Raw genomic sequence first — 13,902 nt, 5'->3', positions numbered from 1 at the left:
TCGCGGCGCGTGCGACCGGAAACGGTGGTGTGCAACGAGGACGCGCCGTGTCCTGGTCCGCCTCCGGCATCGTGGCCGGCCGTCGCCGGCTGCCCGGCGCGGGGTGCGGGGCGTCCGTCCGGCTGGGGCCGAGCCGCGTGTGCTCGGGAACGCGTCCGTGGGGAAGGGATGGCGAACATGGGTCGGGAACCGGGAATCCGGTGCGGTGACGTCGAACGCGGGTACCCGGAGTTCCGCGCGCGGGCCGCGCGGGTGGCGGGCGGGTTGGCCGCGCTGGGTGTCGGGCCGGGTGACGCCGTCGCCCTGGTGCTGCGGAACTCCGTGGAGTTCCTGGAGTTGTCGGCGGGTGTCGCGGTGGCGGGCGCGAACCCCGTGCCGGTGAACTGGCACTGGTCGGCGGACGAGCTGGGCTACCTGCTGGCGGACTGCAAGGCGCGCGTCGTGTTCGCGCACAAGGAGTTCGCGGCGACGGTGGCGGGCGTACTGCCGCCGGGCGCGGTGCTGGTCGAGGAGGTCGACTCCTGGATCGACGCGCAGGAGCCGTTGACGGCGGCGGTGCCGAAGTCGTCCGCGCTGGGCGTGGTCTACACCTCGGGCACGACCGGGCGGCCGAAGGGCGTGGTGCGCGAACCCGTCACCGACGAGCAGCTGGTGCGGATGGCGATGGGCGCGGTGGAGCGGATGGGGTTGCGCGAGGGCGGCAGCACGCTGATCCCCGCGCCGCTGTACCACATGGCGCCCAACACGTTGGCCACGATCGCGGTGACGGTCGGGCTGGACGTGACGCTGCTGGAGCGGTTCGACCCGGAGGAGTTCCTGGCCGCGATCGAGCGGCACCGGATCGAGCAGGTGCAGGTGGTGCCGACGATGTTCGTCCGGCTGCTGCGGCTGCCGGAGGAGGTTCGCGCGCGTTACGACCTGTCGTCGCTGCGCCGCGTGGTGCACTCGGCCGCGCCGTGCCCGCCGAAGGTGAAGCGGGCCGTGATCGACTGGCTGGGGCCGATCGTGTGGGAGTACTACGGCGGTTCGGAGATGGGTGCCGTGGTGTGGTGCGATTCGGAGACGTGGTTGGAGCGGCCGGGCACGGTCGGGCTGCCGGTGGACGGCGCGGCGGTGCGGGTGATCGGATCGGACGGGCGGGACGCTCCGGTCGGCGAGGTCGGGTCGGTGTACGTGCGGCCGGCGGGGTACTGGCCGGACTTCACCTACCTGGACGCCGACGACAAGCGCCGGGCGATGGAGCTGGAGGGTTTCATCACCGTCGGCGACCTCGGCCGGTTGGACGCGGACGGCTACCTGTACCTGGCCGACCGCGCCGACGACATGCTCATCACCGGCGGCGTGAACGTGTACCCGGCGGAGATCGAGGCGGCACTGTCCGAATTGGACGGTGTCCGCGACTCGGCCGTCTTCGGCGTCCCGGACGAGGAGTTCGGCCAATCCGTCGCCGCGCACGTGGAGGTGGAGCCGGGCTCGACGCTGACCGAGGACGACGTCCGCGCCCACGTCCGCAGGCTGCTCGCGGGCTACAAGGTGCCGAAGGTCGTGGTCCTGGCCGACAAACTCCCGCGCGATGAGAACGGCAAGCTCTACAAACGCCTCCTCCGCGCCTGACCGACCTGCGTCCGCCCCCGATGGTCGACTTGTTCCATCAGAGAATCGTTGAACAATCCTCTCACCTCGCCGGGAGGCCGAGAGGATTGTTCAACAACACCACACCTCACACGTTCAACACCCGCCTGCCGCTCAGGCACAACGGCGCCCCGACCACGCGACGCCCCGACTCTCACCGCCGGACTGCCGGACCGCCGGCCGCCCTGACTGCCGGACCGCTGGGTGGCCAGACCGCCGGGCGATCGGGGCTGCCGGACTGCCCGACCGCCGGACTACCCGACCGCCGGGCGGCCCGACGGCCCGACTGCCGGACCGCGTCACTACCCAACCGCCCGAATGCCCAAATGCAGGCGGCCCGAGTGCCAGGCGGTCCGACTGCCGGCCGGCCGGACTGGCCGACTACCGGACCGCGTGACCACCCGTCCGCCCGAATACCCAAATGCCCGACCGCCTGACCGCCCGACTGCCCAACCGCCCGACCGCCGGGCGGCCGTCGTCCAATGCCGGTGGCCTGGCCGCACACTCGCCGAGCCCCTGCGTCAGTCGTTCTGCGGGAAGACCAGGTCCAGGCCCGGGGTGGCGCGCTTCGGCCACCGGGTCGTGACGACCTTGCCGCGGGTGTAGAAGTGGACTCCCTCGGTTCCGTGGGCGTGCGTGTCGCCGAACAGGGAGTTCTTCCAGCCGCCGAAGCTGTAGTACGCCATCGGCACGGGCACCGGCACGTTGATCCCGACCATGCCCGCCTGCACCTCCCGCTCGAACCGCCGGGCCGCGCCGCCGTCTGAGGTGAACACGCACGCCCCGTTGCCGTAAAGGTTCGCGTTCACCAGGTCCAGCGCCGCGTCGAACGTGTCCACCCGGACCACCGACAGCACCGGCCCGAAGATCTCGTCGGTGTACACGCTCATCTCCGGCTTCACGTGGTCCAGCAGCGTCGGCCCCAGCCAGAACCCGCCCGCCTCGCCGTCCGGCCGCACCTCGCGACCGTCCAGCACCACCCTCGCGCCCTCCCGCTCACCCGCCGCGACGTACCCCGCGACCCGGTCCCGGTGCTCCTCGGTCACCAGCGGACCCATGTCGCAGCCGCGGCGGCCGTCGCCGGTGCGGACGCGGGCGGCCAGGGTGGCGATGCGCGGCACCAGGGAATCCGCCACCGGACCGACGGCCACCACCACGCTCACCGCCATGCACCGCTCGCCCGCCGAGCCGAACCCGGCGTTCACCGCGGCGTCGGCGGCGACGTCGGGATCCGCGTCGGGCAGCACCACCATGTGGTTCTTCGCGCCGCCCAACGCCTGGACCCGCTTGCCGTGCCGGCTCGCGGTCGTGTGGACGTGCCGGGCGACCGGGGTCGACCCCACGAACGACACCGCCTCCACGTCCGGGTGCACGAGGAGTTCGTCCACCGCGACCCGGTCGCCGTGCAGCACCGTGAACACCCCGGCGGGCAACCCGGCCTCGGCCCACAGCGCGGCCATCCAGTTCGCCGCCGACGGCACCTTCTCGCTCGGCTTGAGCACCACCGTGTTCCCGGCCGCGATCGCGAGCGGGAAGAACCACATCGGCACCATCGCGGGGAAGTTGAACGGCGTGATCACCGCGACCGGACCCAGCGGCTGCCGGATCGAGTGCAGGTCGACGTTCGTGGACGCGTTCTCCGTCATGGAGCCCTTGAGCAGGTGCGCCGCGCCGCAGGCGAACTCCACGACCTCCTGCCCGCGACCGATCTCGCCCAGCGCGTCCGACAGCACCTTGCCGTGCTCGGCGGTGATCAGCTCCGCCAGCTCGGACTTCCGCTCCTCCAGCAACTCCCGGAACCGGAACAGGATCCGGGTGCGCCGGGTCAGCGACAGGTCGCGCCACGCGGGGAACGCGGCCTTGGCCGAGGCGACCGCCGCTTGGACGTCGGCCACGTCGGCGAGCGCGACCCGCCCGGTCACCTCGCCGGTCGCCGGATCGGTGACCGGCGAGGTCGTCGTCCCGCTGCCGGTGTACGGCGCGCCGTCGACCCAGTGCGGCACCACCGCGCCGCTCACGCGTCCTCCTCCCGACCATCCAGCAGCCGGCCGAACGCGCCGGTCAGCTCCACCACCGCCGCCTCGGCCGCCGGCGACAGGCCGGGCATGCCGAAGAACGGGTGGATCAACCCGGGGTAGACCCGCAGCGCCGTCGGCACCCCGGCGCGCAGAAGTGTTGCCGCGTAGGCGATCCCGTCGTCGCGCAACGGGTCGAACCCGGCCACGCCGACCACCGCGGGCGCGACGCCCGCCAGGTCGGCCAGGGCGGGGGAGACCCTGGGGTCGGCGGCGTCGCCGGCACCGAGGTAGAACCGCCGGATCACCGCGAGGTCGGCGCGGGTCAGGAAGTACCCGTCGCCGTTCTCGGTCGCCGACGGGTACTCGGTCGAGAAGTCCGTCACCGGCGAGACGAGCAGCTGGCCCGCCACGGGGATCCCGGCGTCCCGGGCCGCGATCGCGGTCACCGCGGCCAGGTTCGCCCCCGAGCTCTCGCCCGCCAGACCGACGCGGGACGGGTCGCCGCCGAGGTCGGCGATGGACTCGACCACCCAGCGCAGCGCGTCCAGCGCGTCGTCGACCGCGGCCGGGAACGGGTTCTCCGGCGCGAGGCGGTAGTCCACCGACACCACGCACGCGCCCAGGTCGTGGGCCAGCCGCCGGGCGACGTCCTGCATGAGGTGCGCGCTGCCCATGGTGAAGCCGCCGGGGTGGAAGTACAGGACGGTCGGCCTCGGGCCGGTCGCGATCGGGCGCACGACCTGGAGCGGCAGCCGCCCGGCGTGGACGTCCTCGACGCTCGCGACCGGTGCGAACGCCGACGGGTCCCAGTGGCCTTCGATCGCGGCCCGCATCCGGTCGCGCATCTCGGCGGGCGTGCCGGCGAACCCGGGCGGCGCGCCGGCCGACCGGAGCGCGTCCAGGAATCCGGCGATGTTCGGGTCGAGTGACATGAGGTCCTTTCGAACGGGGGGTGGAAGAGGAGGTCAGGCGTCGAGCAGCCGGCGGTGGGAGGCGAGCGCGAGATCCCGCGCGCGGGCGGGTTCCGGGCCGACGAGCGCACCCGCGCGCTTGCGGACCACACCGTCGACCAGGACGGTGTCGACGTTGCCGGGGTGCGCGGAGGCCACGACCGCGGCCACCGGGTCGGCCACCGGGAACAGGTTCGGGTCGGTCGCCCGGATCAGCACGACGTCCGCGCGCTTGCCGGGGGTGAGACTGCCGATCCGGTCGCCGAGTCCGAGCACGTCCGCGCCGCCCTGGGTGGCCATCGCGAACACCTCGTGCACGCTGAACGGCGCGAGCGCGCCGCCGAACCGGGACCGCCCGTCGGCGAGCTGACTGCGGTGCGCCGCCAACCCGGCCCGCATCTGGGTGAACAGGTCGGCCGCGCCGAACGCCTCGGTGTCGCTGCTCAACCCGGCCGTGACGCCGTACGCCCGCACCCGGTCGATCGGCGTGTGCCCGATGCCCGGCATGGCCTGCTCGTGCTGGGGCGCCAGGGCGATCGAACCGCCGCTGTCGGCGATCATCGCGAACTCGTCGTCGGCGGACTCGCTACAGTGCACGAAGGTCAGGTCCGGTCCGAGCAACCCGGCGCGACCGAGCTGCGCGATCGCGGCCAGCGCGCCGAACGGCTTGCCGCACCCCATGTGCACCGACGTGCGGATGCCCAGGTCCCTGGCCATCGCGAGGTCCCGCCGCGTCACGTCCATCGTGGACAGTTCGGGCCCGCGCGCGGCCAGCTGCAACGTCACCAGCGCGTCGTCGTCGGCGAGCAGCTCGCGCCGGATCCGCCGCACGTCGTCGGTGTGCGGCAGCACGCTCCCGGAGATCCACGCCGGCAGGTCGACCAGCGGCCAGCCGTGCCCGAACACGGCCCGGATCCCGGAGTCGCGCAACGCCGCGACGGCCTGGTCGCTGTGCGCGGGCGAGTTCTGCACGTGCGACCAGTCCATCAGCGTGGTGGTGCCCGCGTCGAGCGCGGAGAGCGCGCCCAGCAGGTTGCCCGCGTACACGTCCTCGGGGAGGTAGCGCGCGCCGAGCCGGCCGAACATCTCGCCGAAGTAGGTCATCAGGTCGAGCTCGGTGCACCGGTGCCGGACGGCGGACTGCCAGGTGTGCTTGTGGGTGTCCACGAGCCCGGGCGTCACGATCATGCCGGTGGCGTCGAGGACGTCCGCGCCCGTCCGGTCCAGGTTCGGTCCCACGGCGGCGATGTGGCCGTTCTCGATCAGCACGTCGCAGTCGGCGACGGTGCCGAGCGCGGGATCGCCGGTGACGACCCAGCCGTCGGTGATGAGCGTGCGGTCGGTCATGGTGTGGTCCTTCCTTCGCCGGTGCGGTTCACGGCGCGCCGATCGCGGTCCGGTAGGCGGCGGCGACGTCCACATCGGACGGTCTTACGTCCCACGCGCGCGCCACGTAGGAGTCCGGGCGGATCAGCACGGTGGCGACGCCGGCCAGTTCCTTGGGCAGCGCGTCGGGCCGGGTGGTGGTGGCGGTGATGGTGTCGGGCAGGGCGCGCACCGTCGCGGCCGTGTCGACCAGGACGAACCCCGCCGTCCGGGCGAACTCCGGGAAACCGGTGGTGTCCAGCGGGAAGTCGCCCACGCGGGTGCCGTCGGCCCGGTGCGGGTCCGACTCGCGGTGGTAGGACGTGCCGAACCCGCTCAGCCGGTCGCGCAGGATCGCGTTGACCTCGGGCACGGGCACCAGCTCGCGCTCCACGAAGTCCTTGAGCGCCAACCCTCCCGGCGAGAAGTCGAAGTGCAGCGCGCACTGCGCGGCCACGTCGTCCATCATCGCGGCCAGCACCGGGTGCCGCTCGTCGTGGTAGGTGTCGAGCAGCGCGTCCGGCGCCCGGCCGTCGGCGACCCACCCGAGCTTCCAGCCCAGGTTGAACGCGTCCTGGACGCAGTAGTTCATCCCGATGCCGCTCGCCGGGTAGTGCACCCGGGTCGCCTCGCCGACCAGCAGCACCCGGCCGCGGCGGAACGTCGGCACCATCCGGTGCGCGTCGCCGTAGCGGGACAACCACTTCGCGCTCGTCACGTCGAAGTCGGTGCCGAACACCAGCCGCAGCGACTCGCGGACCTCGGGGATAGTGACCGGCTCGGTCTTCGGCACGGTCCGGCGGTGCTCGGCGACGATGATGAACCGGGTGGTGCCGTGGCCGAACGGGTAGGCCAGCACCCAGCCGTGCTCGTTGCGCCGCATCTGCATGGACGCCTGCCACGGGAACGGCAGGTCGGCGTCGACGGCCACCGCCGTCATCCGGGTGGGGTGACCCTCGAACGGGATGCCCGCCGCGTCGCGCACCAGGCTGCGCGCGCCGTCCGCGCCCACCAGGTAGGCGGCGTCGATCTCGAACGTCGCGCCCTCGCCGTCGCGGGCGGTCACCGTGACGCGACCCTCGGATTCGGTGTGCCCCAGGTAGGTCACGCCGCGCCGCAGGTCGACGCCCTCCTCCACGGCCCACTCGGCGAGCAGGTGCTCGGTGGTCATCTGCGGCAGGATCAGCGCGTACGGGAAGCGGCTGTCCAGCTGGTCGTAGCGCAGGCCGGGCAACCCCGCGTACATGTACAGCGGCACCTCGAAGTCCGGCCGCCACCGACCGGCCGCGGCCCGGAACCGCTCCATCAACCCGCGCGCGTCGAGCAGTTCCAGCACACGGGGCTGGATCACGCCGGCGCGCGAGTGCGTGTCGCCGGTCCGCTTCTCCAGGACGACGACCCGGGCTCCGGCACGGGCGGCCTCGGCCGCGGTCGTCAAGCCGGCGGGTCCGCCGCCGATGACGACGACGTCGGCAGGCGGGGCACTGTTCGACATTGGACTGTCCTCCACTGCGGTCGGTGAGCGGTCAGCCGGCCGCCAGGCGGTCGTCGGGCTGACGCGAGGAAGAATGCGAGCTTCGTTCGGTGCTGTCAAGCGCTGCGGAGTGCCGATTTCCCTTGTGGGGCAAGCACTGTGCGGAGTTTAAGTCCTGTTGGGACGGTGTCCGCGAGCGCGGTTCGCGGGCAGCGTCGAGCCGGCCGTCGGCGCACGACGGCCCGGTGGTCCGGAGTGTTCTCCCTGCCGCGTGACCGCCGTGTCGCGCGGACGCCGAGGGTGGTTCGAAGCCCGGTCGCCCACGGGCAGTCGACCGGGCCGGGGCGCACCCTGGCGGCGATCGGGGCGGGTGGCCGAACCCGGTGCGCGGCAACGGGTTCGGCGTGCGGCCTACCGGTCGGGCGGCGGTTCTCCCGCCCAGGCGGCGCGGAGCAGCCTCGTCACACCGGTCGGGGTGACCGGCGCGGGGTTGGCGTAGGGGTTGCCCACGACCTCCGCCGCGATCCGCTCGACGTCGGCCTCCGCCATGCCCAGATCGCGCAACGACCGGGGCGCGCCCAGCGAGCCGGCCAGGTCCCACAACCCGCGCGCGGGGTTCGGCGTCGTCCACGCCCGGGACAGCGCGGCGACCGCGTCGGGCGCGGCGGCCTGGTTGTACGCGAGCGCGTGCGGCAGCACGACCGTGTGGGTCGGCGCGTGCGGCAGGTCCAGCGTGCCGCCGAGCGCGTGGCACAGCTTGTGGTGCAACGACATCGTGGTCGCGCCGAGGCACGCGCCGCACAACCACGACGCGTACAGCGCGGTGCCGCGCGCGTCCAGGTCGGCACCGTCGGCCGCCACCCGCGGCAGCGCGTCGACCATCGCCCGCGCGCCCTCCTCCGCCATCAACGACACGACGGGGGAGCGGTCCGGCGCGTACAGGGCCTCGACGGCGTGCGCGATGGCGTTGAAGCCACTGGTGATCGACATGCCGACCGGCAACCCGACGGTGAACGCGGGGTCGTAGAGCACCGCCACGGGCAGCACCCGCCGGTCCTTGCCGGTCCGCTTGCGGCCGTCCTCGGTGAGACCCCACACCGGGGTCATCTCCGAACCGGCGTAGGTGGTGGGCACCGCGACCACCGGCAGCCCGTGCTCCAGCGCGATGGCCTTGCCCAACCCGACCGCGGACCCGCCGCCGACCGCGACGCAGCCGTCCGCGCCGAGGTCCGCCGCGTGCCGGGCGGCCTCGCGCGCCACCTCGACCGGGACGTGCATCCGGGCCCGGGCGAGCACACCGGCCGACCGGTCGCCGAGCGCGCGCGCCACGGCCTGCCCGGTCTCCTCCTGCTCGGGCGAGCAGAGCACCAGCACGCGGCGCAGGCCCAGGCGGGCGATCTCCTCGGGCAGCGAGTCGACCACGCCCACGCCGAAGCGCACGCGCATCGGCGCGGCGTCGTAGGCGAACGGGGACACCGACATGGTCACCGCTCCCCGTCGAGCGCGGCCAGCACGACGTCGAAGCGCACCTCGCGGAACGGGTTCGGCAGGCCCGCCTCCGCCGCCCGCGCCGGGTCGTCCACCTCGGGGAACTCGCGCACCAGGCTGGGTTTGACGCCGAACACGGCGTCCGAGTCGAGGTACGGGGTGCCCGCGACGAACACGTGCGTCGTCAGCGTGCGGTAGCCGGGCGCGGACACCTCGAAGTGCACGTGCGCCGGGCGGTTGGGGTGCCGCGACGTCGCGGTCAGCAGCGCGCCGACCGGGCCGTCCGCCGGGATCGGGTAGTAGCGCGGCACGATCGAGCGGAACCGGAACGCGCCGTCGGCGTCGGCGGTGAACAGGCCGCGCAGGTCGCCGTGCGCCTCGGTGGACCGCTGCACGTCGTAGAAGCCCTCGTCGTCGGCCTGCCACACGTCGACCAGCGCGCCGGGTACCGGCTCGCCGTCGGGGCCGGACACGCTGCCGGTCACCAGGCACGGCGTGCCCCGGCCGTCCTCGGCGATGCTGTCGCCCAGCGCGCGCGGCGGCGAGGCGACGACGTGGAACGGTCCCTCCACAGTGGACTCGGTCAGCTCGCCGACCGCGCGGTTGTTGATCGTCTCGACCAGCATCGACACCCCGAGCACGTCCGAGAGCAGGATGAACTCCTGCCGGGTGTCGGTGCAGGTCTGCCCGGTCGCGGTGAGGAACCCGATCGCGGCGGACCACTCCTCGTCGGTCAGCTCGACGTCCTTGACGAAGTCGTGCAGGTGCCGCACCAGTGAGGTGAGCACTCGGCGCAGTCGCGGATCGCGGGTGCCCGCGAAGCTCGCCGCGACCACCTCCGCCGATCGCTCCTCGCCGAACAACCCGCTCGTCGCGGCGGGAGGGTCGGCGACGGTGCCGGACACGTCCCGTTCGGCCATGGTCGTCCTCCAGGTTCTCGGGTGCGGGACGGATTGTCGGCACGGCGCGGCGGACGGGAACAGGGCGTCGTCCGTTCAACGGACAACGAGCTGCGCCGGGCTAGGCGTCTCGGATCCGGATGCCCGGCTTCCACCCGAGCACCCGGGAGATGCCGAGACCGCTCGCGATCAGCGACGGCAGCGCGGCCTGGTGCTTCACCGAGTCCGTGCGCACGACCACGGACAGCGCCGCCACCACCGCGCCCTCGGCGTCCACGATCCGGGTCGCGACCGAGTCCGCGCCGGTGGTCAGCTCGCCGCGCACCGCGGCCGTGCCGGTCCGCCGGCACTCGGCCAGCTCGCCGCGCAGCAGCACCGGGTCGACCGTGGTGCGCGGCGTGTGCCGCTCGAGCCTGCCGGACAGCACCCGGTCGATCAGCTCCGCGCCGCCGTGCGCGAGCAGCACCTTGCCCACGCCCGAGCAGTGCAGCGGCAACCGGCCGCCGACCTGCGAGACCAGCCCCGGCGCGCGGGGCGCGGACAGCCGTTCGATGATCACCGCCTCGGTGCCCTCCAGCACGGCGAGCTGCACGTGCTGGTGCAGCGCGGTGTAGAGGTCCTCCATGAACGGCTGGGCGCTGGTGCGCAGCGACTCGGTGAGCGGCGCCAGCGTGCCGAGCTGCCACAGCCGCAGTCCGATGGTGAACCGGCCGTCGTTCTTCCGGCTCAGCGCGCCGACGTCGGTCAGCTCCATGGCGAGCCGGCGCACGGTCGCGTGCGGCAACCCGGTCCGGCGCACCAGGTCGGCGAGGCTCAACGCGCTCTGGTCGGGCTGGAAGGCGAAGAGGACCTCCAGCAGCCGCGAGCTGACGCTGCGGCCGGGTTCGTTGGTGCGTGGCACGACACGACCTCCTTGTCGTCGTCGGACAAAGGTAGTCGACGTTGTCCATAGGACGGCCACTCCGGCGAGTTCACCCGCCCGGTCGGGGCAGCATCACGCCGTCAACCGGAAGCGAACGACGAGCGCGGGAGTCGAGGACTGGATGTCCGGATCGAACAACGGGACGCCGGGGATCGCGATCCTCGGCGGTGGGATCGGCGGCCTCGCCACCGCCGCGTTCCTGCACCGGGCGGGACTGCGCTGCACGGTGTACGAGCAGGCGCCGGCGCTGGCCGAGGTCGGCGCGGGCCTGGTGGTGGCGCCGAACGCGGCCCGGCTGCTGCGCCGGCTCGGCGTGCTGGACGACCTGCTGCGCCGCGCGGTGCGGCTGGACGTCGGCTGGGAGTTCCGGCGCTGGCGGGACGGTTCCGTGCTGTCGGCCGAGGACCTGGCGACGGCGTGCGAGCGGCTCTACGGCGAGCACACCTACGCGGCGCACCGGGCCGACCTGCTCGACGCCCTCGGCGGCGCGGTGCCACCGGACGTGGTCCGGCTGGGCAGGCGGTGCACCGGGGTCACCGTGCGGGACGGCCGCCCGTCGCTGCGGTTCGCCGACGGCGAGGAGGTGGAGGCCGACGTGGTGATCGGCGCGGACGGCGTGCACTCGGTGGTGCGCGCCGCGCTGGCCGGACCGCGGCCCGCCACCTACTCGGGGTTGTGCGCGTTCCGCGCGCTGGTGCCCGCCGACCGGGCGCCGGCGTTCGCCCGCCGTCCCGCGCAGACGCTCTGGCTCGGACCGGGGCACCACCTGGTGCACTACCCGATCTCGGGCGGGAGGTTCGTCAACCTGGTGGCGTTCGCGCCGGCCGGCGAGCACTCGGTGGAGTCGTGGACCGCCACCGCGACGGTCGAGGAGTTCCTCGCCGAGTTCGACGGGTGGGACCCGAGGTTGGTCGACCTGGTCCGGGCGGCCGAGACGCCGGGCCGGTGGGCGTTGCTGGACCGCGCGCCCCTCGAACGGTGGTCACGCGGACCGGTGACGTTGCTCGGCGACGCGGCCCACCCGATGTTCCCGTTCTTCGCGCAGGGCTCGGCGCAGGCGATCGAGGACGCGGCGGTGCTGGCCCGGTGCCTGGCCGACGACGTCGCGGACCCGGTCGCGGCACTGGCCCGCTACGAGGCGGCACGCCGGCCGCGGACCACCCGGTTGCAGGAGGTGAGCCACGCCCGGTCGCACGTCAACCACCTGCCCGACGGCCCCGAGCAGCGCCGCCGCGACCGGTCGTTCGCCGACGTCGACCCGCTCGTGGCCAACGGGTGGATCTACGAGTACGACCCGGACGCGACGACGCCGCACCGGGTGCCCTGACCTGGGGCGAAACCGGCAGTTCATTCATCGGACACCGTGCTGACCCACCCGGTGCCGGTGGTGGAGAGTTCGGCCCGAACGACGAGGTTCAGACCTAAAAGGAGTGTCGAGATGAAGGTGTTCGACGTGCGGGACATCTCGAAGGGTGTCGACGCCGCGCTGGCCGTGGTGGAGAACCCGAGGCACCGGCACGTGCTGAAGAACTACCGCCGGCACGCGCTGCTGGAGGTGTCGGGCTACTGGGAGGACATCCTGATCCCGACGATGACGGTCGAGAACCCGCTGTACCGGCTCACCGAGCGCGGCAAGACGTTCGTGTGCGACGGGATGCCCGCGGTGCGCGCGTTCTACGCGGACATCGTCGGCCGGGGGATGAACGTCTTCGGCGCGCTGGAGGAGGAGATCGCGGTGTCGGACCACGGTCTGTTCATGCAGTCGGTGTTCGCCCAGGTGCTGCCCGGCACCGACGAGTCCCTCGCGGACGAGGGCGTCGACCCGGACGGCACCTACCAGGTGTCGCACCGGTTCGCGGGCGTGTGGCCCTACGTCGACGGTCGGCTCCTCGGCGAGTTCATCTACGACGACAGCGGCAGCTGGCAGGTGGACGAGGTGCCGCGGTCGGCGATGCTGTCGCCCGCGCAGGCCCGCGAGGCGTTGGCGCCGCTGCTCGCGCAGAGCCCGCTCGCGGAGATCGAAGAAGGTCTCCGGCTGTTCCGGGACCGGTGACGCGGGTGACCACGGTGACCGGTGGACCGGCGCGGTACGTGGACGTGCACGCGCACTTCTCGGTGCCGAGCACGGAGCGGGAGCGGCGGCGCGGCTGGCAGGCCATGCTCGCCAAGGGGATCTACTTCCCCGAGCCGCACGAGTGGTCGGTGGAGCGGACGCTCGCCTACATGGACGCCTCCGGCACCGCGACGCAGTTGCTGAGCACCATCCCGGACGGCCTGGCCGCGTTGCGGGCGTCGAACGACTACGGCGCCTCGCTCGTGGCCGAGCACCCGACGCGGTTCGGGCTGCTGGCGGCGTTGCCGACGGACGACCCGGCGGCGGCGGTCGCGGAGGCCGGGCGGGCGTGGGAGGAGCTGGGCGCCGACGGGTTCGCCGTGACCACGAACTACCACGGGGTGCACCTGGGCGACGAGTCGCTGAGCCCGTTGTGGACCAGGCTGAACGAGCTGGGTGCCACGGTGTTCGTGCACCCGGACGCGCGGCGGCCCGCGGTGCTCGACCACCCCGCGCCGCTGTACGAGGTCGCCTTCGACACCGCGCGGACGATCTTCGACATGGTCTTCCGGCGGACGTTCGAGAGGTTCCCGGACATCACGTTCGTGATCGCGCACTGCGGTGGCGCGTTCCCGGCGCTGACCGGGCGGCTGCGGCTGCTGGGCGACGAACCCTGGGTGCCGCAAGGGGTTTCGGCCCGGGACGTCGACGCGCAGACCTCGACGCTCTACCTCGACACGGCGGCGACGGCGTTCGCGCAGTCGCTGCTGCCGGCCGTGGCCACCGTCGGCGCGGACCACCTCGTCTACGGCAGCGACTGGGGCGCGCCGTGCACGGACGAGGCGTCCGCCGAGGCGAACCGGCGCAGTCTCGCGGACTGCGGCGCGTTGTCCGCGCGGGAGGCGGACGGGGTGCGGGACCGGGCGTTGAGCCTGTTCCCGCGGTTGGCACAGCGCGTCTCGGCGTTCGCCGAGTAGTTCTTCCCTTCGCCACGAGGGATTTCACGGGGGATTCGCTCGTCCTTGACCCTGGCCGCCGGCGTTCGGCGGCACCCCTTCCCGGCGCGAACCGGCAGTGCGGCCGTTCGCGCCACCCAGTTGA

General features: G+C 73.3%; 11 protein-coding genes. 4 read left to right on the top strand and 7 right to left on the bottom strand.

Going from position 1 to position 13,902, the window contains the following annotated elements; translation table 11 throughout:
• Positions 1–168 precede the first annotated feature (168 nt).
• Positions 169–1,614, top strand: coding sequence for an AMP-binding protein (locus AB0G50_RS30530; protein ID WP_360115468.1), 1,446 nt, complete (start codon positions 169–171; stop codon positions 1,612–1,614).
• A 539-nt stretch (positions 1,615–2,153) separates the two neighbouring features.
• Here AB0G50_RS30530 and AB0G50_RS30525 read toward each other — a convergent pair.
• The 7 genes from AB0G50_RS30525 to AB0G50_RS30495 all read right to left on the bottom strand — a co-directional run bounded on the left by AB0G50_RS30525 (position 2,154) and on the right by AB0G50_RS30495 (position 10,727).
• The gene (locus tag AB0G50_RS30525; RefSeq protein WP_360115511.1) at positions 2,154–3,638 is read right to left on the bottom strand and encodes a CoA-acylating methylmalonate-semialdehyde dehydrogenase; all 1,485 of its coding nucleotides are present in this window, start codon (positions 3,636–3,638) and stop codon (positions 2,154–2,156) included.
• An 8-nt stretch (positions 3,639–3,646) separates the two neighbouring features.
• Complete coding sequence (locus AB0G50_RS30520) at positions 3,647–4,582, bottom strand: alpha/beta hydrolase (protein WP_360115465.1); 936 nt, start codon at positions 4,580–4,582, stop codon at positions 3,647–3,649.
• 33 nt (positions 4,583–4,615) lie between these two features.
• Entirely contained in the window at positions 4,616–5,947 is a 1,332-nt protein-coding gene (locus AB0G50_RS30515) for an amidohydrolase family protein (RefSeq protein WP_360115462.1), read from the bottom strand.
• Positions 5,948–5,975: 28 nt separating this feature from the next.
• A complete protein-coding gene (locus AB0G50_RS30510; RefSeq protein ID WP_360115459.1) occupies positions 5,976–7,460 on the bottom strand; it encodes an FAD-dependent oxidoreductase in 1,485 nt (494 codons plus the stop codon).
• A 390-nt stretch (positions 7,461–7,850) separates the two neighbouring features.
• Positions 7,851–8,921: a maleylacetate reductase gene (locus tag AB0G50_RS30505; RefSeq protein WP_360115456.1), complete on the bottom strand. Its 1,071-nt coding sequence runs from the start codon at positions 8,919–8,921 to the stop codon at positions 7,851–7,853.
• 2 nt (positions 8,922–8,923) lie between these two features.
• Positions 8,924–9,847, bottom strand: coding sequence for a dioxygenase (locus AB0G50_RS30500; protein ID WP_360115453.1), 924 nt, complete (start codon positions 9,845–9,847; stop codon positions 8,924–8,926).
• A gap of 100 nt (positions 9,848–9,947) precedes the next feature.
• Positions 9,948–10,727, bottom strand: a complete 780-nt coding sequence (locus AB0G50_RS30495; protein WP_360115450.1) for an IclR family transcriptional regulator — start codon at positions 10,725–10,727, stop codon at positions 9,948–9,950.
• 142 nt (positions 10,728–10,869) lie between these two features.
• Between AB0G50_RS30495 and AB0G50_RS30490 the strand changes: the two genes are divergently transcribed.
• The 3 genes from AB0G50_RS30490 to AB0G50_RS30480 all read left to right on the top strand — a co-directional run bounded on the left by AB0G50_RS30490 (position 10,870) and on the right by AB0G50_RS30480 (position 13,778).
• Complete coding sequence (locus tag AB0G50_RS30490; protein WP_360115447.1) at positions 10,870–12,075, top strand: FAD-dependent monooxygenase; 1,206 nt, start codon at positions 10,870–10,872, stop codon at positions 12,073–12,075.
• A gap of 111 nt (positions 12,076–12,186) precedes the next feature.
• Positions 12,187–12,801, top strand: coding sequence for a hypothetical protein (locus AB0G50_RS30485; protein ID WP_360115444.1), 615 nt, complete (start codon positions 12,187–12,189; stop codon positions 12,799–12,801).
• Between the two features lie 5 nt (positions 12,802–12,806).
• Positions 12,807–13,778 (top strand): amidohydrolase family protein, encoded by a 972-nt coding sequence (locus AB0G50_RS30480; RefSeq protein WP_360115441.1) that lies wholly within the window; start codon positions 12,807–12,809, stop codon positions 13,776–13,778.
• The last annotated feature ends 124 nt before the right edge of the window (positions 13,779–13,902 follow it).

This window comes from Actinosynnema sp. NPDC020468 (genome assembly GCF_040642015.1).
Classification (GTDB): Bacteria; Actinomycetota; Actinomycetes; order Mycobacteriales; family Pseudonocardiaceae; genus Actinosynnema.
The sequence above is the reverse complement of the archived record's forward strand: the minus strand, read 5'-3'. Positions and strand labels throughout refer to the sequence as shown.